This is a genomic window from Acinetobacter sp. MF4642, assembly GCF_002018925.1.
Lineage (GTDB): Bacteria > Pseudomonadota > Gammaproteobacteria > Pseudomonadales > Moraxellaceae > Acinetobacter > Acinetobacter johnsonii.
In genome coordinates this window covers 24,963-46,256 of record NZ_MVON01000013.1, presented here as the reverse complement: position 1 = coordinate 46,256, position 21,294 = coordinate 24,963, and the positions used below count along the sequence as shown (strand labels likewise).

Here is a 21,294-nt window from a genome sequence, read left to right as displayed (position 1 = left end):
ATTTATTACACAATATCACTTTTACATAAATATAAAAGCAAAATCTAAACCAACTTCAGCGGGAGAATTAAAAAAATAAAAAACGATTCAATAAAAAAGCCACCCGAAGGTGGCTTTTCAAAACCCAGACTTCAGATTAACCAATGAACTTACGTGCATTACGGAACATACGTAACCATGCACCATCTTCCGTCCACTCTTCAGGCTTCCAAGAATGCTGTACAGCACGGAAGTTACGTTCAGGGTGCGGCATCATAATTGTTGCACGACCATCTTTCGATGTGACACCTGAAATCGCTTCTGGTGAACCATTCGGGTTCATTGGATAGTGTTGAGTTGGGTTCCCTTGGCTATCGACATAACGCAAGATCACTTGATTACCTGCATTTAATGCAGCCAAGTTATCCGCACTTGTCACCACACGACCTTCACCATGTGCAACTGCGATCGGCAAGATTGAACCTTCCATGCCTTCTAACAATACAGATTTCGATTTTTCAACACGAACGTTTACTGCACGCGCTTCAAACATCTCAGAAGTGTTGCGATGGAAACGTGGCCAAGCTTCAGCACCTGGAATCAGTGGCGCCAATTGCGACAACATTTGACAGCCGTTGCAAATACCAAGAGAGAACGTTTCGTCACGATTGAAGAATTTTTCAAATTGGTCACGAAGTTTCGGGTTGAACAAAACTGATTTCGCCCAACCACCACCAGCGCCCATGACGTCTCCGTAAGAGAAACCACCACATGCCACAAGACCTTCAAAGTCATCTAGGCTGATACGACCTGCAAGTAAGTCGCTCATGTGCACGTCTACAGTGTTGAAACCAACTTTGTCGAATGCCGCAGCCATTTCAACATGACCGTTTACGCCTTGTTCACGTAAGATCACCATGTTTGGACGGCGTTCATTGATGTACGGCGCTTCGATTGGCTCATTCAAATCAAATGTAGGTTTTGCAATAATACCTGCATGTGATTTGTCCGTGATCAATGCAAATTCTTGATCCGCTGTTTCCACGTTATCACGTAGACGTTGGATCTGATGTGATACTTCAGTCCACGCCACTTGCAAATCTGCACGCTCTAGCACTAAACCATTTACAGTCAATTGATCTGTATTGTTTACCGTACCAATAACCTCAATTGCATCGCGTAATGTAGATGCCGCAACTTCTTCTGCAAGTGTTGCCCAATCAGACGCACTGATTTGAAGCACTGCACCAATTTCTTCTGCAAATAGGCTTTCAGTTGATTGATCTTCTAAAGCGACACCGAGACGTGCTGCAAACATCATTTCCGCAACAGTTGCAAGCAAACCACCATCACCGATGTCGTGGTAAGCCTTAATTAAGCCGCGGTTGTTCCAGTCTTGAACCAAGGCAAAGAATGCTTTGAAGTCGTCAAAACTATCTACATCAGGTGTCACTGAACCAATGGCTTTATAGACCTGAGCAAGGATAGAACCACCGAGACGGAACTGACCTTTAGAAAGATCAATACGCACCAATACTGATTCTTCATTTTTCAATTCAGGCGTTAAGGTTTTACGCACATCCGTCACTGGTGCAAAGGCTGTGATGACTCCTGACATCGGTGAAGTCACCGATTTGTCTTCGCCTTCATCATTCCAAGTCGTACGCATTGACAATGAGTCTTTACCCACTGGAATTGCAATACCCAAAGCTGGACACATTTCCATACCGATGGCTTTTACACCTTCGAATAAAGCTTGGTCTTCACCTTTCTGCCCTGCAGCCGCCATCCAGTTTGCAGACAATTTAATGTCACTGATCTGGTCGATTTTTGCAGACATAATATTTGAAATCGACTCTGCAACCGATAAACGTGCAGATGCCGCAGGATTTAACAAGGCAACAGGTGGACGTTCACCCATCGCCATGGCTTCACCTGTATAGCCTTGTAAGCTTGTTGTGGTTACTGCTGCATCTGCAACAGGAACCTGCCAACGACCTACAAACTGATCACGTGCAACCATACCTGTAATTGAACGGTCACCAATGGTGATCAGGAATGATTTCGATGCAACCGTTGGGTTTTTAAGTACACGGTAAATCGCATCTTTCAAATCTGTAACTTTAGATGCATCAAAGTCGTCGCCTTGACGTTCAATCGTTTCATACGAACGGCTCATACGAGGTGTGCCACCCAGCATGACTTGCATTGGCATATCCACGGCTTTGTTATCAAACAATGGGTCGTTCACCGTCAATTGACGCGCTTCAGTTGCTTCACCTAAAACGGCAAACGGACAACGTTCACGGGCACATAATGATTCAAATAATTCTAAAGAACTTGGACGAATCGCCAACACATAACGCTCTTGCGCTTCGTTTGACCAGATCTCCATTGGAGACATGCCCGGCTCAAGCGAAGGAATCTTACGCAAATCAAGAATCGCACCCAGTTCGTGGTCATTCACCAACTCAGGCATTGCGTTCGAAACACCACCTGCACCCACGTCATGCACAGACACGATTGGGTTGAAGTCTTCCATACGCCAGCATGCATCAATCACTTCTTGGCAACGGCGTTCCATTTCAGGGTTTTCACGTTGTACAGAAGCGAAGTCTAGGTTTTCACCGAGTTTACCGCTGTCTACAGAAGATGCCGCACCGCCACCAAGACCGATCAGCATTGCAGGGCCACCAAGAACAATCAGCAAGTCACCCGGTTGAATCGCATCTTTTTCAACATGGTCAGGACGGATGTTACCATAACCACCAGCAATCATGATTGGCTTATGGAAACCTTTCACATCGCCATTAACGTTTTGCTCAAAAGTTCGGAAGTAACCATTTAACGCAGGGCGACCAAACTCGTTGTTGAACGCAGCACCACCCAAAGGCCCTTCAATCATGATTTGAAGTGGAGAAGCCATACGAGATGGCTTGCCGTAGTTTTCTTCCCAAGGCTGTTCAAAACCCGGAATGTTCAAGTTAGACACTGTAAAGCCTGTTAAGCCTGCTTTTGGTTTACCACCACGACCTGTTGCACCTTCATCACGAATTTCACCGCCCGAACCAGTCGCAGCACCCGCGAATGGCGCAATCGCTGTTGGGTGGTTATGCGTTTCCACTTTCATCAAGATATGAGCAGCTTGGCTCTTGTATTTATAAACGTGGTGACCAGTCGCTTCATCTTTCTTCGGATAGAAACGCTGAGTATCAAAACCAACAATCACCGAAGCATTGTCTTTATATGCTGACAATACGTCTGTCGGTGATTCTTTATAAGTGTTTTTAATCATTTGGAATAATGACAATGGTTGTTTTTCACCATCAATTGTCCATTCAGAACCAAAGATTTTATGACGACAGTGCTCTGAGTTTGCCTGAGCAAACATCATTAGTTCAATATCGTGCGGATTACGACCGAGCTTGTTAAAAGCAGCAACTAAATAATCAATTTCTTCATCAGAGAGTGCAAAACCAAACTCAGAATTCGCCTTCACTAAAGCATCTTTACCCTGACCTAAAATGTCGATTGCATTTAAAGGCTTTGGTGCAGTTTCAGAGAACAATACAGCCGCGTCTTCAATTTGATTGAACACACTTTCAGTCATACGGTCATGTAAAACTTGTTTTACTGCATCCGATACTTCAGAAATACCTTTTAAAGTAAACAAAACACCGCGTTCTAAGCGGTGTATCGGGGTATTACAGTTAGCAAAAATATCCGTTGCCTTTGATGACCACGGCGAGATTGTGCCTACACGTGGCGTCACAAGGACTTGAACTTCATCACTTGTCGCTTCGCGAACTTGGAAGGTTGCGCCATCATTTAATAGCTGCAAAGCAGATTGCTGTTGTTGCTCGTCGAGCGCTTGGTCGAAAAGGTAAACCCATTGGCTTTCTATTGATTGAACAGAACTGATAGACGATACACGTGTTAAAAGTTGTGTTTGCTTAAAAGAAGAGTGTGCAGGTGCACCGGCAACGATAAACATGCTGTTTTTGGCTCCACGGGCAGGTCTAGACAACCTACCTCAATGTGACTTGAAGAGAGCGCATATTCTACTGTGTATTGCCAAAATCAGCTAGTCGTCTACGACTTAAAAAAGTGAGATTTCTTTGTTTTAAAAGATCAATTTACTTTGACTTTAAAAATCAAACATGATTAGTAACAAATGTTTTAAGGGATAAATTTCAAAGATGCCCGACTTTTGGGCTTTTGTCGGGTTCTAAAAACCCTTTTCAATTGATTTTTAAGCTGCAAATAACGAAGTCGATAGCCTCCTTGAGAACAAACATGACTGCTTTAAGATGTTCTATTTCTGAAAACTTAATACTGCATAAATTAAAAGACAACTTATGTCGCAGCCCTCTAGAGCTCGTCACACTTTTTTGGCATGATAAAGCCAATAACTCACTGAATAACGATAAATGATGCAAATGCGTTGGTTAGAACTGCTCTCAACAGTTCGTATTGGAAGTAAAAAGCAAAACACAGAATTGGCACGTAGTCCATTTCACAAAGATTATGATCGAATTATTTTTTCCCAAAGTTTTCGCCAACTGAACCGAAAAACCCAAGTCCATCCACTGACTCAACACGATGGCATTCATACTCGTTTAACGCATTCGCTTGAAGTCTCCTGTATTGGCCGCTCTCTTGGCATGCTGGCAGCGGAAAAGATCAAAGATGAACTACCAATGTGGATTTCCCCTGCCGATGTTGGAGCCATTATTCAAGCGGCTTGTTTAGCACATGATATTGGGAACCCACCGTTTGGTCATGCGGGTGAATATGCCATTCGTGAATGGTTTGACGATGCATCACATGGCAACTTTTTAGAGAAACTTTCCGCAGAAGAACAAGCCGATGTGCGTCAGTTTGAAGGAAATGCCCAAGGTCTACGCTTACTGACTAAAATTGACTATCACCCTAATGATGGTGGCATGCGTCTAACCTATGCAACACTTGGGGCTTACTTAAAATATCCGTGGCTATCTAAAACCATCGAGTCACAAGGCAATACCCCTGCCAGTAAACGTGCCAAATTTGGCTGCTATCAAGCAGAAAAAGAAATCCTGCAACAAATTGCAGAGCAACTCGGACTGATTCAACTGGGTGAATACCATTATTGTCGTCATCCGTTGACTTATTTACTTGAAGCAGCAGATGATATTTGCTACGCCCTGATTGACCTTGAAGATGGCATTATTTTAAACATGTTGTCTTATGAAGAAGTTGAACCGATTTTTTTAAGCTTACTTGGTGAATATAGCGCACCAACTGAACTGTCGATGCCAGATACTACGTGGCAGCAAAAAATTGCAGCGTTGCGCGGACGCGTGATGAAACGTCTGGTTGAAGAAGTCACATCTGCTTTTGCTAAGCATCATTTTGAAATTTTAAACGGACAACTGGCTGGCAGCTTACTGCAATACTGCGCTGCCGATATTGAGTTAGGCATTAACCGTGCAAAGGATTTAGCTCGCGATAAAATATTTGAACACCCACAAAAAGCGGGTTTGGAAATTATTGCCCATCAAAGCTTACAAAATATTTTAGATGCTTTTATTCCGCTCACTACACCTCATAAAACATTGAGCTTTAAAGAACAACGCTTAATGGCTATTTTATGTCGTTCTGGTGCGCACTTTGGCAGTAACCATTATGAAAACATTATGCAGGTCTTAGATATTATTTCTAAATTTTCAGACCACCAAGCGTATAACTTGTCTCAAGAGTTACAAGGCAATAAGGCAGGATTGATTTAAATAAGTCATCAACATCCAGTTTGATGATAAAGCCATCAATCCGAACTCAATTTTCCATGAGTCTTTTGCCTTTCTGCGCAATGCTCACTACTATGCAACCATTGATAAAAAAGTGAATCACACAACATGATCGGATGTCTTATTGGTGAAGTCTTCGCACTAGAAGCACCCACCGTACTTTTAAATGTAAATGGTGTCGGTTATGAAATTGATACACCACTGACGACCTTCTGCCAACTACAAAAAGGCCAGAACATTACCTTATGGACGCACCTTGCCGTGCGTGAAGATGCTCAACTGCTCTATGGCTTTTTGCATCAACAAGAAAAAATCATTTTTCGCACCCTGTTAAAGGTCAACGGTGTCGGCCCTAAAATGGCTTTAGGTATCTTATCCACGCTTAGTGTCGATATGCTGATTCATACTGTTGAGCATGAAGATATCAACACACTGGTCAAAGTACCGGGCGTGGGTAAAAAAACTGCTGAACGCCTCATGATTGAACTACGTGATCGCTTTAAAGCGATGTCTTCAGGCGCAGCGCCAAGCAACTCAACCAGTGAACAAATCCAGTTCACAGGCAACTCTGCCGTTGCAGAAGCTGAAGCGGCATTACAATCTTTAGGTTACAAACCTTTAGAAGCACAGAAATTGGTCAGTGCAGCAAAAGGTGATTTCACTGAAGCAAGCGACATCATCCGTGCTGCACTCAAATCGATGAATAAATAATCCAAATAGACACACGAAGGCGACATGGATGTCGCCATGTTGGATTGGGATATAAGGACATATCCTCAATCCAACACAAGATTTTTGTTACTTTTGATCTTTCAAAAGTAAGGCAATGCCTACACAATGGTACCTAAACACAAATCATAATTTGAGGCTGTGCCTCGAAAGTTCAGCCAGAGATTGATTTAACTATATGCAAGACCGTCTCATCGGTGGTTCCGAAAAACCCGAAGATCATATCGACCGCGCTATCCGCCCGACCTCACTCGATGACTACATCGGTCAGCCCGTAGTTCGTGAACAAATGGAAATCTTTATTGGCGCAGCACGTGGTCGTGGTGAAGCCCTCGATCACACCTTAATTTTTGGTCCACCGGGACTAGGTAAAACCACACTTGCCAATATTATTGCGCGTGAAATGGGTGGGAACTTAAAGTCGACTTCAGGCCCCGTACTAGAACGGGCTGGGGATTTGGCAGCCATGCTGACCAACCTTGAAGAAGGTGATGTACTATTTATCGATGAAATTCACCGTCTTTCCCCCGTGATTGAAGAAATTCTTTACCCAGCCATGGAAGACTATCAACTCGACATTATGATTGGCGAAGGTCCTGCGGCTCGTTCAATTAAGCTCGACTTACCCCCTTTTACTTTAGTTGCCGCAACCACACGTGCTGGACTCCTCACCTCTCCTTTACGTGACCGTTTTGGTATTGTGCAACGCCTTGAATTCTATTCAGTCACTGACTTAACGCATATTGTGACTCGTTCTGCCAATTTGATGGATGTACCTATTACACGTGAAGGTTCAGCAGAAATTGCACGTCGTTCACGTGGTACGCCGCGTATCGCCAACCGCTTACTACGTCGAGTCCGTGACTATGCACAAGTCAAAGGTACAGGTGAAGTGACACAAGATATGGCTCAGCGTGCCCTCGATATGCTCAATGTCGATAAAGATGGTTTAGACACTTTAGACCGTCGTTATTTGAGTATGTTACTTGAACGTTTTGATGGCGGACCTGGTGGTGTAGAAGCTTTGGCAGCAGCGATGGCTGAAGACTCGGGCACATTAGAAGATGTGATTGAACCATATTTGATTCAACAAGGTTATGTCATGCGGACAGCCCGTGGCCGTATTGCCACCAATATGGCATATTTACAGTTTGGTATGACACCGCCTGAACCGAAAGATAAACCCTAAAACACCTGTTTAATGCAAAAGAAGGAGGCTTAATGCCACCTTCTTTTGCATTCACTATTTATTCTTTGTTTCTTTAAACTCATTAAAGTCTGCTTTACGGATCATGGCATGAATACCTTTGGTACGATCAACTACTTGGGATACCTCAAAGTCTGTGGCGGCACTTAAATAAGCATATGCAATTTCTTCTGAAATACCATATTCATCAACCAAAAAGCGAATCGCTTCACGTGTTGATTTACGCATTGCTTCGTCCAAGTCTTCGTCTAAACCAGGCGTAATCCAAAACTCCGCATTCTCTGCTAGAGGTTGTCTAATGGTTTTACCAGGTACTTTATCCTTGCCCGCCTTTAACAACGTAATTTTAAACGTTGCCCTCGCTGATCCCTCAAGAGCAGTCAAAGAAACTTCACCATCTCCTTGAACAAAATGACTATCACCTGTATAGAACAGTGCACCTGGCACTTGTACAGGGTAGTATACCGTTGCCCCAGCACTTAACTCATTAATATCAATATTTCCTCCATAAAATGATGGGGGTACTGAATGCACAGGTTCGCTTGTATTTGCAGCCACCCCCATAGTCCCCATAAATGGGTTTAAAGGAAAGCGGATTGATGGACCTGTATCAGTTTTTAAAACACCTTCCCAAACTCCATTTTTATTTTTTTCAATTGGCGTAAAGATAGAAACATTACCGTATGCATCTGGATTATTTGCTGAAGCTCCGTCCATCTTTTTACGCTTTGGAAACTCAGGTAATGTACCCTTTCCATGTCTATTTGAAATCACACCATAAGGAACTCGTGGTTCAACTTTTAAGATTTCAACTTTTAAAATATCCCCAGGCATTGCACCATCAATTGCAATTGGACCTGTGATGATGTGTGGACCATCTTTATGAAAATCATGCTTTAAATTGGAGCGCGTAATTAATTTTGCTTCATCTAGAACATTTTCAGATTCAACCCCATGCGATGAAAAATACTTTTCAGCATCTCTCCCCTGATCTTCAAGCAATCCTTCATGTGAAACAGTATCAAAGGTCACTGTACTTTCCGATGGAACTGTTAATACAGGTTTAGCATTCTTATTTGGTAAATAGCCCCATGTAATTGTTTTTAATGTACTTGGAACATAATAATTCCCTTGATATTCACCTTGTTTTAATAACATTGGCTTATTTTCTAGTTGTTTTAAAACCTGAAAGTCATCAGCAAAAGTGAAAGATGAAAGTGCTAAAAGACCAGATGTGACAGCTATAGATAATGCTAAACGCGTTGGCATATGTAAATTTCCCTAATTTAATTACATAACGCTAAAAGCAAATTTAATGCCATTTTAAGTTATTATTCACGTTTTAATAAAGTTATACCTAGTCGCTCTATTAGTCAGCTTCTTAATACAATACTGGGTATGCATTTATAAAATTTTTAAATAACATTATCTTTTTTTTAAAACGAGAATCCATCACAAGCCTTGGCTATACATCCCCTCTCGACAATTTATAAAGAAGAAATTTCTCTCACCTCTTCGACCAGCATTAACTCACACGCCCCATTTCCTGTGTCTGTCCGACTCAGTGAACTGCGCCATGTCCAACCATCAGTCGATTTAACTTCAACCAGTTGCCCTTTTAAATAAACCATGTCGTCTACATCAATATCTGCAAGTTTTTGTGCAACAACTTTATTGGCTGGGATCAAATGCGTATTGGCACTATTCGAGGCAATGTCATTTACTGGAATGGGTGGATTGTTCTCATAACGCCAATAATACCAACGATTACTTTGTGTAATAGATAGTTGCTTGTAGACTTCAGGCTTCGCCATCTCGTTCCAACCCAAAGCAAAATCCACAGGACTTAGCTCTGCTTCACGACCCATCCTATAGTTTTCACGCGCCAACACACGAAACTCTCCCGCATATGGTTCTAAGGAAGTAATTGTGTAGCCTTCAACTTGCTGTACATTTTCAATCGGTGAATATAACTCTAAACTTCTGCTTCCTTGCTCAGGCTTAAGCCAATATGTCCACAGCGCAAATGCCACAGCAAAAATAAGCAGCAGTTTAAAATAACCATTCATTCCCTTATCCTTATATTTTTATAGCCATACAGCGTTCAACTCCCCCAACAGTCATGAATCACAATATTTGACATCTTGTGCCATTGGAGTGAAATCTCATAATGCTAAACTGCGACGCATTAGTACTTTGACGTGCATCAATTTTAAGACCCTGTCCTTAAATATAAAAGCGCCAAGTCAATCTAAATCGACTCGTACAACTGGAAAAACGGAATACTCTCATGGCGAATAAATTTGAATTCAACATTCGTGTCTATATTGAAGATACTGATGCAGGTGGCATTGTTTACCACGCCAATCATATTCGCTTTATGGAGCGTACCCGTACTGAGTGGTTACGTGCTTCTGGTGTAGATCATTACTGGCATCAAAAAGACTATAACTTTGTTGTACACAAAATTAATGTGAAATATTCACGTCCAATTTTAATGGATGATTTAATTACTGTTACAGCAAGTGTTGTTTCGTGTAAGGCTACGTCATTTGTGTTGCAACAAAATATTTATCGTGGTGAAATCATGCTTGCATCGGGTGAGGTCGAATTGGCATGTATCAGTTCAGAAATGAAACCACGTCGACTTCCCGATGAAATCCGCGAACTGATTCTAAAAGAATTAGGACAAGACTAAAAAAATTATTGGCACATGTAGTAACTATGGCAACTCAACTCGAATCATCTCTTCAAGTTTCAGATCTAATATTACAAGCAAGCCCAGTCGTACAACTGGTAATGCTGGCTTTACTTTTGGCCTCGCTGTTTAGCTGGTATCTGATTGCCAAGTTACACATGAGTTATAAAAAAGCACAGGCAGACGATGACCATTTTCAAAAAATTTTTTGGTCAGGTGCTGAACTGAATACGCTGTATAACAATGCGCAACTTAACTCCAAACGTGTCGGCCTTGAGGATATTTTTTATCAAGGTTTAGGCGAGTTTTTAAAACTCAAAAAACGCAATGCTGCTCCAGCACAAACCATTGAAGGCACAGAACGTATTTTACGCGTCGGTCTAAGTCGTGATCAAAGCCAACTTGAACAAGGCTTAGGTGCTTTGGCCAGCATTGGTTCTGTTGCCCCGTATGTTGGCTTATTTGGTACCGTTTGGGGCATCATGAATGCATTCATCGGTTTAGCAGACGTAGATCAAGTCACCCTTGCAACGGTTGCACCGGGTATTGCTGAAGCCCTCATTGCTACAGCGATTGGTTTATTTGCAGCGATTCCTGCAGTATTGGCATTTAACCATTACACCGGAAAAGGCGAAACAGTTTACTCCGATCGTGCTTTGTTTGCAGAAGAAATGGTTGCGTTATTACAACGTCAGTCTTTGGGTGAAACTAAGGAACATGACTAATGGCAATTCAACGTTCAGGACGCTTCGAGCGCATTAAGAAACCACTAAAAAGTGAGATGAACGTCGTCCCATATATTGACGTGATGCTCGTATTATTAGTGATTTTTATGGTCACCGCACCCATGATTACGAGCGGCATCAATGTCGATCTTCCTCAAGCCAATGGCAATCCCATTGAATCAAAAGATGCACCTGCAATGGTCAGCTTAGATAAAGAGGGTCGCTATTTCCTTAAATATAAAACGCATAGTTCAGCTGAACCTTTGGCTTTATCTGAATTGACGTCTATTTTAAGTGAAGCACAGCAACAAGCTCAGGCTGAAAATAAAACTTTAACCGTTGTTGTGGAAGGTGAACAGTCACGCTCTTATGGCGAAGTCATGTCGCTCATGAACAGCCTACAAGAAGCGGGTCTCAGCCAAGTTGGATTACTCACAGAGCCATTAAAGTAATTTATGAAAGATTTTAAAAAGCCACCTTTTAAACAAAAAGCCATCGCGCTTGGATTTACCTTTGGTGTCCATGTGATTGCTGTTGTTGGCTTACTTTATCTTGGTATGAGTAAACCACCAGAGCCACCGAAGCAAATTAGAACTGTGCTCATCAAACCTGAGGACTTAAAGCCTGTTACGCTTGAAGAAACAGAGTTTACTGAAACAGCACATGAAAATGTAGCCAAAGAAATCACACAAACTGCTCCACCAGTTGTAGAGCCTGCACCTGTTATCCCAACTGCACCACCTATAACACCCGTTGTGCCAAAGGTCGACGCTCAAAAGGCAGCAGCGGATGCTAAAGCTGCTGAAGCGGCAGCGCGTAAAGCTGAACTACAGCAGCAGATTCAGGCACGTGCAAAGGCTGAAGCTGAAAAACTACAAGCTCAGCAAGAACGTGCTGCTGCCCGTGCAGCGGAGCAAGCTAAAAATGCTGAGAAAGCCAAAGCAGATGCTGCGGCGAAAGCCGAAGCAGACGCCAAACGCCGAGCAAACTTAGAAGCATTGAAAAAAGCAGAGGCAGTGCAAAAAGCGAAGCTTGATGCACAAAAGAAAGCCGATCTCGCTAAAAAGCAGCAACAAATTACTGATGCCAATAAAGCTAAAGTTGCGGCTGATGCCAAAGCCGATGCAGATAAAGTCAAGGCTGCCGCTGATGCAAAACGTAAAGCCGATGCGGACAAAGCAAAAGCCGCAGCTGATGCAAAAGCTAAAGCAGATGCTGCGAAAAACAAAGCTGATGCTGATGCGAAACGTAAGGCCGATGCGGATAAAGCTAAGGCAAATGCTGATGCAAAAGCCAAAGCAGATGCCGAAAAAGCTAAGGCTGCCGCTGATGCAAAACGTAAAGCTGATGCCGAAGCAAAAGAGCGTGCGGCTGAAGAAGCACGTGCTTCATCTGCAAAACAAGCTACCGAAGAAGCCGCGCAAAAGAAAGCTGAAGCAAAGCAAATTGCTTCAACGGCAAAGCGCGACTTTGAAAATAAAATTAAGCGTGCTTGGGATACCCCAGCAGGTTCAACGGGTAAAACCGCGACGGCACGTGTCACGCTTTCGGATAGTGGCGCTGTACGCTCTGTGATCGTGAGCTCCAGTGACCCTGACATGAAAGCCAGCGTTGAAGCAGCTGTTCGTTCTGCGGCACCCTATCCAATGCCTTCAGATCCAGAAGCACGCCGGCAAGCACAAAGCTTTACCTCATCCTTTACTGCGAAATAATCCAAATCCCTCTGAACAGTCAGGGGGATTTTTCCAGCCATATTCACAGTATTTTTAAGTACTCAAATAACTTATTTTATATACGTTTAATCTCTTTTAAATTTCAATAACAATCAGTGCAATATCTTTAATTTCAGTCGATATTTCACTCAATACAAGCGAGCCTCCACTCCCCCTTATCACACATATCTACCTATGCGTTTTTGCATTTACGCTTAAACGACTTAATTCTTACTCATTTTTCACAGTGTTATAACAGATCAGTCATAATTTCATGCTTTTAATATTAGAAAATCATGCCATTATGTAGAACAATTAAACCCACAATAAAAGCCGTTTGTTTGAGTAAATAACGAATGATGGAAATGACGCGTAAACACCTTCTTAGCCTAGCCATTTTAACTGCTTTCAGCCCAGTCTTAGTGACTCAAGCGCATGCTCAGCTTCATTTAGAAATTGCAAAAGCACCTGAAGAAGCGCCTAAAATTGCAATCGTACCTTTTAGCAATGACAGTAGCCTCTATCCCATTATTGAAACGGATTTAAACCGCTCAGGGAAATTTACCAGCGCTTCAAAAAATTTACCTGCAACCGCCAGCATGAATAATCCGAACGCAGCCAACTGGCAGGCTGCAGGTGTTCCATATGTCGTTACAGGAACAGTAAAAACAACTGAAAATGGTAGCTACGAGGTTCATTACCAACTGTATGATGTCCAAAAACAACAATATCTTTTAAATGAATTATTAACTGTTCCAGCATCACGCGTTCGTTCTGCTGCACACATGATTAGTGATGCCATTTATCAAGCATTAACTGGTATTCCAGGAGACTTTAGCGGTCGTATTGCTTATGTGCTACGTAATCCAGCTACACCAGAACAACGCTATACACTACAAATCGCGGATACTGATGGTGAGCAGCCACGTACAATTTTAACGTCACGCGACCCAATTTTATCGCCTGCATGGACACCAGATGCCAAGAAAATTGCTTATGTTTCATTTGAAACCAAACGCCCTGCAATTTATGTCCAAGACCTTTCGACAGGTACGCGTGAAAAGCTTGCTAGCTTCCGTGGTCTAAATGGCGCGCCAAGCTTCTCACCAGATGGGAAAAGTATGTTGTTCACCGCTTCTATGCATGGCAACCCAGAAATTTACCAAATGAACTTGGAAACCCGTCAGCTGCAACGCATGACCAATGACAGTGCCATTGATACTGAAGCACGTTATGCACCAGATGGTAAGTCATTTATTTTTACTTCTGACCGTGGTGGTTCTGCACAAATTTACCGTTATGACTTGGCAAATAGCAGTTATAACCGTCTGACCTTCCGTGGCGCATTCAATGCACGTGGTACGCTGAGTGCCGATGGCAAAAAGCTGGCACTGGTCCACCGCCCAAGCGGTAGTAACTATAAAGTCGCTATTCAAGATTTAAACTCAAGTGTTACAAATATTTTAACCCCAACCAGTTTGGATGAGTCACCAAGTTTTTCCCCAAATGGGCAGATGGTGGTCTATGCAACGCGTGAAGGTTCACGTGGTTTGTTATCGATCATGTCACTGGATGGCCGTTTCCGTATGAATTTACCAAGTGAACAAGGTGAAGTCCGTGAACCCGCTTGGGCACCCAAATAACTTTTTTAATGACTAGTCATTTAATAATCATCAATTTTCATGGAGATGAAGAATGAAATCGATCAAACTTTTAGCCCTTCCAATCTTAGCGACTGCTCTTGTAGTTACAGGATGTGCGAGCCGCAAACCTGCTGCAACAATTGAAGCAGGCCAAAATCCAAATGGCTCAACCACAGTCAATACTCAAGGTCTAAGTGAAGATGCTGCTTTAAATGCGCAAAATCTTGCAGGTGCATCAGCAAAAGGCGTGACTGAAGCCAACAAAGCATTTTTAGCAAAACGCGTTGTGCATTTTGACTATGACAGCAGCGACCTCAGCAATGATGATTACCAAACGCTACAAGCCCATGCGCAGTTCTTAATGGCAAATGCAAATTCGCGTGTGGCGTTAACAGGTCATACCGATGAGCGCGGTACACGTGAATACAATATGGCATTGGGTGAACGTCGTGCCAAAGCGGTTGAAAGTTTCTTAATCACCACAGGTGTGAGTCCGAACCAGCTTGAAGCAGTTAGTTACGGTAAAGAAATGCCAATCAATGCAGGCCATGACGAAAATGCATGGAAAGAAAACCGTCGCGTAGAAATTAACTACGAAGCAGTGCCACCACTTTTAAAATAATGCTGGTATTACAACTGAAATAAAAAAGCGCTCCTTTCGATGAGCGCTTTTTTATGACTTAAACTTGTTCAGGCTTGGGATTTTCATCAGATTCTTCAGCATGTTGCATAGATTCAATCATGTCATGTTTATTGAACTTTTTATACTCAGCCTTTGCTTCGTAATCTTGCCACGCTTTTTTCACGCTATCGTCTGAAATATCATCTAAGTTAATCCCTTCGCTCGGCGTTGGAGTCGCATCAAATTTTTGCGTTGTCATTGTTGTGCTCCTATTTTTACCTGATATTCCTTCCATCAACATAGCACTTTCCACAAGACTTGCAAGGGTAAAATCGCAGCAAATAGTCGAGTTTAATTGTTCTTTTGTCTCGTTCTCGACTAAAATATAGCGCAATGTTGATTTTGTTACGTATTCAAGTTTTAGTGGAGTCCTCCCCCTTATGTCATATCTCAATCTGTCCCAATTTTTAGAACAACAAATGGGAAATCTTACGCCTGAATTGGCACAAGTGATTAGCACCATTGCAGATACTTGCCAAACCATCGATCAAGCTTTACAAAAAGGCGCTTTAGCAGGTGTTTTAGGTAGCGCACAGCATGAAAACGTGCAAGGTGAAGAACAGAAAAAACTGGATGTGATTTCAAATGATTATTTGATTGATGCTCTAAAAGTTCACCCACAAGTTGGTGGCTTAGCGTCTGAAGAATTGGATGAATTCACGCCAGCTCAAGAAAATGGCAAATATTTAGTTTTATTTGACCCACTTGATGGTTCAAGCAACATCGACATCAATATGTGTGTGGGTACTATTTTCTCAATCTTGCCTGCAAAAAATGCAGTGACACAAGCTGAAGACTTTATGCAAGCAGGCAACCAGCAAGTTGCTGCGGGTTATGTACTTTATGGCCCATCAACCATGTTGGCACTAACAGTCGGCGCAGGTACGGTGTTCTTTACCTTTGACCCAGAAACTCAACACTTCTTGCTCACCTCTGAAAATATTCAAGTGGCAGTAGATACCAAAGAATATGCCATTAACTCATCAAACCAACGCCACTGGGAAAACCCAGTAAAACGTTATATTGAAGAACTTCTCGCAGGTAAAACAGGTCCACGTGAGAAAGACTTCAATATGCGTTGGGTGGCTTGTATGGTGGGCGACATTCACCGTATTCTTTGCCGTAGCGGGATTTTCATGTATCCATACGACCTCAAAGATCCGAAAAAAGCAGGTCGCCTACGTTTAATGTATGAAGCAAACCCTATGAGTATGCTAATTGAACAAGCTGGCGGTGCATCATCAACGGGTCGCATTCGTATTTTAGACATCGAACCAACTGACCTACACCAACGTGTCCCTGTGATTATTGGCTCTAAAAACGAAGTCGATTTAGTGACCGGCTACCACAACTAATTTTTTTAAATGCGCATAGCCATCTGAAGCGTTATGCGCATGAGTCTCTCCCATGTCAATCGTTTTTCTTGAATCAAAAGACAACCCAAAGATTAAACATCTCCGTGGTTTAATAGAGCAAAGTAGCTACCGTAAAAAGCAAGGTCAAACTGTGCTTGAAGGGACACACTTAGGCTTAGCTTGGGTTGAAAAAAAGAAGAAACTCAATTCTATTTTCACCACTGAAAATGCACTCGAACACCCTGATATTTGCGATATTCTAGATGAATATGAGGGTGCTGTTTTTGTCATTGCTGAAAGCCTATATCGTGACTTAAGCACATTAGGAACCACTTTACCCTTCTTGGCAGTTGTAGACTTACCAAGTTCAAGCCAAAGTGTAGACTTTAGCTTAGATACCTTGATTTTGGAAAACATTCAAGATCCAGGCAATGTAGGTACACTACTCCGCTCTGCTGCTGCAGCGGGTATTAAGCAAGTTATTTGTACCAAAGGTTCTGCTGCACTCTGGTCACCACGTGTATTACGCGCAGGCATGGGTGCACACTTCTCACTCAACACCTATGAAAACGTTGCCATCGAAGATGTACTCGAACGCTTTGAAATTCCAGTGTATGTAACCAGCTCACATCAGGCTGAAAGTTTATATCAAAAAGATTTAACACAAGCTTGTGTCTGGATCTTAGGCAATGAAGGCCAAGGAGTTTCTGACTTTGCTTTAGCACATGCTCAAGCACTGAGCATCCCACAGCCCGGTGGCCAAGAATCTCTCAATGTCGCTATTGCGGGTTCAATCTGCTTTTTTGAAATGGTACGACAACGACTTTAAAATCGTTAAGTTATATTAACTAAAGTCGGCTCAGCAGAAAAAATAGATTACACTAGAAAAAATAATTACTTGTGTTGTCAACCAAACCATTATTTCCAACGTTATAAGCACATGATCGAGGAAATAATGGTGGGTATCCGATGACAGGATTTTCCATCTCTATGGATTTAGCACCCAAACAGTCTAAAACGCAGGATTCTAGTACTCTTAAGAGTACCGCCGAGTCTCGCCTAAAAAACTTCATGCAAGAAGTGACTGGTCGTGCGTTAGTAATGATGGAAAGTGCTACCCAAAACCAGCAGGGTATCGCCATGGATTTGGTGCAAGAAGCCTTTATTTCATTACACAAATCTTATTCCGATCGATCTACGGAAGAATGGTATCCCCTGTTCTATACCATTCTAACCAACAAGTTACAGGATTGGCGTCGTAAAGAAGCACGTCGAGCACAACCGTTTTCTTTCTTTAAAAAAGTCAGTCTTGATGATGACGATTTTGAAGTCAATGAGGTGGTCGATGAAAGAGCGCTGAATCCTTCAGACTTTTTAAGTCAAGCTGTCACTGCGGATGAAATTCAAGAAGCCATTGCGGGTCTTCCTGTTCGTCAGCAGCAAGCATTTATGTTACGTGCATGGGAAGGTTTTGATACTGCAACCACCGCACAAATCATGAATTGCTCTGAAGGCAGCGTTAAAACTCATTACCACCGTGCGATTCAAGGCTTACGCAATGCTCTCGCACATTTGAATCCACATCTAGGAGGATCATCCGAATGAAAGATGATTTCTTAAAGCAAGTAACCTCCAAACTTGATGGGCTCGCGCAACACCACAAAAACAAACCCGTGGTGATGCAACATGTTCTTGATGACATTCAAGATCAAAAGTCCTCACGTTATGGCCTTTGGAAAATGTCAGGTTTTGCTTTAGCTGCGGCTATTGCTGGCTTTGTCGTACTTCCAAACTCTGTAACCCTTGATGAAAAACCACATAACCAAGTGGTTTCGACTCCTAAACTTTCACCTCAAATGGTTGAAGATTTAGAAATGTTATTGGTTTTAGGTGAGGACACTGTTCCACATGGCAGCTAAACGTGTCGCTTTCGCACTTTGCACGCTAGGTTTTTTACAAACCAGTTTTGCAGGTTTTGATCGTTTTTGGATTTTTTCCAAAGATGCAGATACCCAAGTGTCTGAAACATGGGAATCGTTGTCTGAAGAAGAACAGCGTGCGTTGATTCAACGTTACCAATCTCTTAAAGAACTGCCCGATGCGCAAAGTGCAGCCCTGCAACAACGTATGGACTGGTTTACTCAGTTACCTGAGCAAGAAAAGCAAAAAATGCGTGACACTTGGCAACAGATGAGCACCCAAGAACGACGTGATTTACGTGTACGCATGCAAAAAGCAGATGCAGATGAACGTGTGAATATTCGAAATGAATATATCAATAAATACATCCATAGCAACACTGCTACACATTAAGATGCCTAGCCGAATATAAATACTATGAAATGCTCATAAAAAATGCCTCATGTGAGGCATTTTTTATGCTTAAATTTATATTTTTCGTCGTTGTCTAAGCCACGCTAATGACAACAATCCAAGCACCCCAAGGCCACCGATTGAACCACCACCACCGCCACTCGCTTCCGTATTGGTATTTTTAGCGGTGTTCGTAAAATACATCATCGCAGATTTAGACTCTTCAGCCTCTGCATCATAGATCACATATTCAATTTCATAAGGGAATGGACTGAAATTATTGCGGACTTCAACTTCAATATTGCCGCCATAACATACATATTTTTCATATTCTCCCGGACAAGAACCTGTACGTTCTGGCTTAATATTAATGCCTGCATCCTGACGTACAATACGAAGAGCAAGATCCTTTCCATTCGCATCACGGTGAAATGCTGGACGCTGATGTTCTGCCGCGACTGTACTAATTGGCCCATCACCATCATCACTATCATTTGCCAGTGGATTTACATTGAGTTTTAAAGTTCCACCATAATTTAGGGTGTATTGATCCGTTTTGGCAATAGGTTGTATATTGCTAAACTCCGCTTTTAGAATCCCCGAAGAGCTTGCCTGCGTAGCCTTACTCTTTACACTATATTGGCAATACACATATTCCGTGCTTGTTGTAGGCTTACCATCGGTGCGATAAATCATGATTTGTTTTAAATCATCCTTCCACTCACAGCGTAAAGTTGGATCCGCTCTGAGTTTTGAGGTATCCAGCACACCATCTTTGGCGCTGAGCACACCTACACCTAATACCTGAGTTTCAGTAATGGTATAATTCTCAGTGTTCATTTCTTTTAAAGCCGACGTTCCATCAGCAGTGTTGACCACAGCCTCATCTTGCAAGACAAACTGGAAAGGATCGACATAAATCGCTCGGTACTTTTGATGTAGTTTGGTTGCCGCTAAAAGCTCTTTATAACGCTTTAACTCTTCATTAAACTCGATCAAAAAGTCTGGATTGGTGTTTTTATTGGCGATTAATTCTTCCAATTCCTTAATATTATTCTCATACGCCTGAAGACGTTCTGCCTGCGAGCTATTTTTCAAATCAGCAATATCCGCTGCTGCCAAACGACGCAACTCAACCGATCCAATATCACAACTGTTAGCTTCCGCAGGCGCCAACATCAATGTTCCGTCGACAATACGATCTAGACCACGCTGGTCACTATCATTACAGCTCAATTTACTGTTGGTATCGAGTAAATCAACTCCTCCACTATTCACTTTCGGAAAATACATTGGGCGGAATAAATTATATTTTGATGGCGAAGTTAAGGAACTGAGTAGACTTCCTATAGCCACATTTTTCACATCAATATTAGTATCTGTCGTACCATCGAGTATTCGTGCACTTGCAGCCAGTTCACACTGACTGGTCACCGTATCAAACGCATTGTAACCTGCTGTCACACCTGCATCATATTTGTCGGATAGTATCTGAGAACCGACATAGCGGCATGATGTGTGTCCATTATATGCGAGTACATTGTAATACAACGACTTCGTACCGAAATCGTCATAATCCAAAACGCTCGCTGCACTATTTTCTACAATAGTGTTATTTGACAATAAAAAATTACTTTCAAGACTCAGATTATGCTCTCGGGTATTGACGGCATACAAAATGCTCCCGTTTACGGTACTCGCAGTATTTTTTGCAATGGTATTATTCGCCATAGCAACTTTTGGGTTACCACAAAAATCGAATGTATTTAGATTCGATATCTGACCATTCGAAATAATACTATTTGCACTAAAATCTATATTGGTTTTTACATCCAAGAGACCCGCATAACATTGCATTGCAAGAACACTACCCACAGTCGCTTGGTTGCCTTGTAATACACTATTATTTACAGTCACCTGATGCTCACCAGGACCAACAAGATAGAGTGCTCCACCTTTTTTATCTGACTTTGAGTTTAGAATTTGTGCATTATTTAAGGTTAATGCTCCACCGACCAATAAAGCACCGCCTTCATCTGCTGAATAACCATTTTCTAAAATAACATTCTCTAGCGTCAAACTGGTCTTGGTAATGGTATTAAATAAACGTGACTTTCCACCCGCATCAATCCGTGAAGTCAATTCACCTAGGGCAGGATACTTAAAAGTGATGGGATTTTTCTCACGATCTAAATAAGGGCTTTTCCCAAAAACCACCACTTTAGACTCAGGAACAATTTCCTTATTCAGTTTATACGTCCCAGCTTCTAACTGAATATAATCGGTTTGACCTGAACCGGTATTCCCAGCACTACAGCCACCATAAGCCTTGTTTAAGCTGGCTGTTTTGATTGCCTCACGGAGTGAACATTGATTCATGTTTACATTATCTTCATCTTCAAATGTGTTGACATGAATTGTTCTATCTTCTGCAGCCATTAATGTCATAGCAGTTATTACCA

Annotated in this window: 19 protein-coding genes; 14 read left to right on the top strand and 5 right to left on the bottom strand. The window is 42.2% G+C overall.

What is annotated here, in order from left to right:
* Nucleotides 1-136: 136 nt before the first annotated feature.
* The gene (gene purL / locus MF4642_RS09005; RefSeq protein ID WP_078425981.1) at nt 137-3,973 is read right to left on the bottom strand and encodes a phosphoribosylformylglycinamidine synthase; all 3,837 of its coding nucleotides are present in this window, start codon (nt 3,971-3,973) and stop codon (nt 137-139) included.
* Between the two features lie 436 nt (nt 3,974-4,409).
* On the opposite strand from purL, the gene MF4642_RS09000 reads away from it, so the two are divergent.
* From MF4642_RS09000 to ruvB, 3 genes are all read left to right on the top strand, one after another.
* Nucleotides 4,410-5,750: a deoxyguanosinetriphosphate triphosphohydrolase gene (locus MF4642_RS09000; protein WP_058869335.1), complete on the top strand. Its 1,341-nt coding sequence runs from the start codon at nt 4,410-4,412 to the stop codon at nt 5,748-5,750.
* A 126-nt stretch (nt 5,751-5,876) separates the two neighbouring features.
* Entirely contained in the window at nt 5,877-6,479 is a 603-nt protein-coding gene (gene ruvA, locus MF4642_RS08995; protein WP_078425980.1) for a Holliday junction branch migration protein RuvA, read from the top strand.
* 196 nt (nt 6,480-6,675) lie between these two features.
* Nucleotides 6,676-7,686: a Holliday junction branch migration DNA helicase RuvB gene (gene ruvB / locus MF4642_RS08990; RefSeq protein WP_005399718.1), complete on the top strand. Its 1,011-nt coding sequence runs from the start codon at nt 6,676-6,678 to the stop codon at nt 7,684-7,686.
* A gap of 54 nt (nt 7,687-7,740) precedes the next feature.
* On the opposite strand, the gene MF4642_RS08985 is transcribed toward ruvB, so the two are convergent.
* Nucleotides 7,741-8,973: an acetamidase/formamidase family protein gene (locus tag MF4642_RS08985; RefSeq protein ID WP_078389697.1), complete on the bottom strand. Its 1,233-nt coding sequence runs from the start codon at nt 8,971-8,973 to the stop codon at nt 7,741-7,743.
* A gap of 218 nt (nt 8,974-9,191) precedes the next feature.
* The gene (locus tag MF4642_RS08980; RefSeq protein WP_078425979.1) at nt 9,192-9,773 is read right to left on the bottom strand and encodes a hypothetical protein; all 582 of its coding nucleotides are present in this window, start codon (nt 9,771-9,773) and stop codon (nt 9,192-9,194) included.
* 221 nt (nt 9,774-9,994) lie between these two features.
* Here MF4642_RS08980 and ybgC point away from each other — a divergent pair, with 221 nt between their 5' ends.
* From ybgC to pal, 6 genes are all read left to right on the top strand, one after another.
* The gene (gene ybgC, locus MF4642_RS08975; RefSeq protein WP_004693869.1) at nt 9,995-10,402 is read left to right on the top strand and encodes a tol-pal system-associated acyl-CoA thioesterase; all 408 of its coding nucleotides are present in this window, start codon (nt 9,995-9,997) and stop codon (nt 10,400-10,402) included.
* A 26-nt stretch (nt 10,403-10,428) separates the two neighbouring features.
* Nucleotides 10,429-11,127 (top strand): protein TolQ, encoded by a 699-nt coding sequence (gene tolQ / locus MF4642_RS08970; RefSeq protein ID WP_004693871.1) that lies wholly within the window; start codon nt 10,429-10,431, stop codon nt 11,125-11,127.
* Nucleotides 11,127-11,579 carry a protein TolR gene (tolR, locus tag MF4642_RS08965; protein WP_004693872.1) on the top strand — a complete coding sequence of 151 codons (453 nt, stop codon included), beginning with the start codon at nt 11,127-11,129 and terminating at the stop codon, nt 11,577-11,579. The genes tolQ and tolR overlap by 1 nt, the downstream gene beginning before the upstream one ends.
* A 3-nt stretch (nt 11,580-11,582) precedes the next feature.
* Nucleotides 11,583-12,839: a cell envelope integrity protein TolA gene (tolA, locus tag MF4642_RS08960; protein WP_078425978.1), complete on the top strand. Its 1,257-nt coding sequence runs from the start codon at nt 11,583-11,585 to the stop codon at nt 12,837-12,839.
* Between the two features lie 359 nt (nt 12,840-13,198).
* Entirely contained in the window at nt 13,199-14,482 is a 1,284-nt protein-coding gene (gene tolB / locus MF4642_RS08955) for a Tol-Pal system beta propeller repeat protein TolB (RefSeq protein ID WP_162841310.1), read from the top strand.
* Nucleotides 14,483-14,534: 52 nt separating this feature from the next.
* Nucleotides 14,535-15,104 (top strand): peptidoglycan-associated lipoprotein Pal, encoded by a 570-nt coding sequence (gene pal, locus MF4642_RS08950; RefSeq protein ID WP_004693879.1) that lies wholly within the window; start codon nt 14,535-14,537, stop codon nt 15,102-15,104.
* A 58-nt stretch (nt 15,105-15,162) separates the two neighbouring features.
* On the opposite strand, the gene MF4642_RS08945 is transcribed toward pal, so the two are convergent.
* Nucleotides 15,163-15,363 (bottom strand): NF038105 family protein, encoded by a 201-nt coding sequence (locus MF4642_RS08945; protein WP_004980614.1) that lies wholly within the window; start codon nt 15,361-15,363, stop codon nt 15,163-15,165.
* Between the two features lie 181 nt (nt 15,364-15,544).
* Between MF4642_RS08945 and MF4642_RS08940 the strand changes: the two genes are divergently transcribed.
* The 5 genes from MF4642_RS08940 (at nt 15,545) to MF4642_RS08920 (ending at nt 18,832) form a co-directional block, all read left to right on the top strand.
* Entirely contained in the window at nt 15,545-16,519 is a 975-nt protein-coding gene (locus MF4642_RS08940) for a class 1 fructose-bisphosphatase (protein WP_078425976.1), read from the top strand.
* A 52-nt stretch (nt 16,520-16,571) separates the two neighbouring features.
* Nucleotides 16,572-17,348, top strand: a complete 777-nt coding sequence (locus tag MF4642_RS08935) for a TrmH family RNA methyltransferase (protein ID WP_078425975.1) — start codon at nt 16,572-16,574, stop codon at nt 17,346-17,348.
* 161 nt (nt 17,349-17,509) lie between these two features.
* On the top strand, nt 17,510-18,124 hold the full coding sequence (locus MF4642_RS08930) for an RNA polymerase sigma factor (RefSeq protein WP_004693886.1): 615 nt from the start codon (nt 17,510-17,512) through the stop codon (nt 18,122-18,124).
* Nucleotides 18,121-18,438: a hypothetical protein gene (locus MF4642_RS08925; protein WP_004693889.1), complete on the top strand. Its 318-nt coding sequence runs from the start codon at nt 18,121-18,123 to the stop codon at nt 18,436-18,438. The genes MF4642_RS08930 and MF4642_RS08925 overlap by 4 nt, the downstream gene beginning before the upstream one ends.
* Complete coding sequence (locus MF4642_RS08920; RefSeq protein ID WP_010326404.1) at nt 18,428-18,832, top strand: DUF3106 domain-containing protein; 405 nt, start codon at nt 18,428-18,430, stop codon at nt 18,830-18,832. The genes MF4642_RS08925 and MF4642_RS08920 overlap by 11 nt, the downstream gene beginning before the upstream one ends.
* Before the next feature lie 75 nt (nt 18,833-18,907).
* Here the strand turns inward: MF4642_RS08920 and MF4642_RS08915 are convergent, their stop codons facing one another.
* Entirely contained in the window at nt 18,908-21,280 is a 2,373-nt protein-coding gene (locus MF4642_RS08915) for a CSLREA domain-containing protein (protein WP_227518532.1), read from the bottom strand.
* Between the last annotated feature and the right edge of the window lie 14 nt (nt 21,281-21,294).

Coding starts and splice junctions, on each gene's coding strand:
- purL (WP_078425981.1), bottom strand. CDS start 3,973: ATGTTTATCGTTGCCGGTGCACCTGCACACTCTTCTTTTAAGCAAACA.
- MF4642_RS09000 (WP_058869335.1), top strand. CDS start 4,410: ATGATGCAAATGCGTTGGTTAGAACTGCTCTCAACAGTTCGTATTGGA.
- ruvA (WP_078425980.1), top strand. CDS start 5,877: ATGATCGGATGTCTTATTGGTGAAGTCTTCGCACTAGAAGCACCCACC.
- ruvB (WP_005399718.1), top strand. CDS start 6,676: ATGCAAGACCGTCTCATCGGTGGTTCCGAAAAACCCGAAGATCATATC.
- MF4642_RS08985 (WP_078389697.1), bottom strand. CDS start 8,973: ATGCCAACGCGTTTAGCATTATCTATAGCTGTCACATCTGGTCTTTTA.
- MF4642_RS08980 (WP_078425979.1), bottom strand. CDS start 9,773: ATGAATGGTTATTTTAAACTGCTGCTTATTTTTGCTGTGGCATTTGCG.
- ybgC (WP_004693869.1), top strand. CDS start 9,995: ATGGCGAATAAATTTGAATTCAACATTCGTGTCTATATTGAAGATACT.
- tolQ (WP_004693871.1), top strand. CDS start 10,429: ATGGCAACTCAACTCGAATCATCTCTTCAAGTTTCAGATCTAATATTA.
- tolR (WP_004693872.1), top strand. CDS start 11,127: ATGGCAATTCAACGTTCAGGACGCTTCGAGCGCATTAAGAAACCACTA.
- tolA (WP_078425978.1), top strand. CDS start 11,583: ATGAAAGATTTTAAAAAGCCACCTTTTAAACAAAAAGCCATCGCGCTT.
- tolB (WP_162841310.1), top strand. CDS start 13,199: ATGGAAATGACGCGTAAACACCTTCTTAGCCTAGCCATTTTAACTGCT.
- pal (WP_004693879.1), top strand. CDS start 14,535: ATGAAATCGATCAAACTTTTAGCCCTTCCAATCTTAGCGACTGCTCTT.
- MF4642_RS08945 (WP_004980614.1), bottom strand. CDS start 15,363: ATGACAACGCAAAAATTTGATGCGACTCCAACGCCGAGCGAAGGGATT.
- MF4642_RS08940 (WP_078425976.1), top strand. CDS start 15,545: ATGTCATATCTCAATCTGTCCCAATTTTTAGAACAACAAATGGGAAAT.
- MF4642_RS08935 (WP_078425975.1), top strand. CDS start 16,572: ATGTCAATCGTTTTTCTTGAATCAAAAGACAACCCAAAGATTAAACAT.
- MF4642_RS08930 (WP_004693886.1), top strand. CDS start 17,510: ATGGATTTAGCACCCAAACAGTCTAAAACGCAGGATTCTAGTACTCTT.
- MF4642_RS08925 (WP_004693889.1), top strand. CDS start 18,121: ATGAAAGATGATTTCTTAAAGCAAGTAACCTCCAAACTTGATGGGCTC.
- MF4642_RS08920 (WP_010326404.1), top strand. CDS start 18,428: ATGGCAGCTAAACGTGTCGCTTTCGCACTTTGCACGCTAGGTTTTTTA.
- MF4642_RS08915 (WP_227518532.1), bottom strand. CDS start 21,280: ATGACATTAATGGCTGCAGAAGATAGAACAATTCATGTCAACACATTT.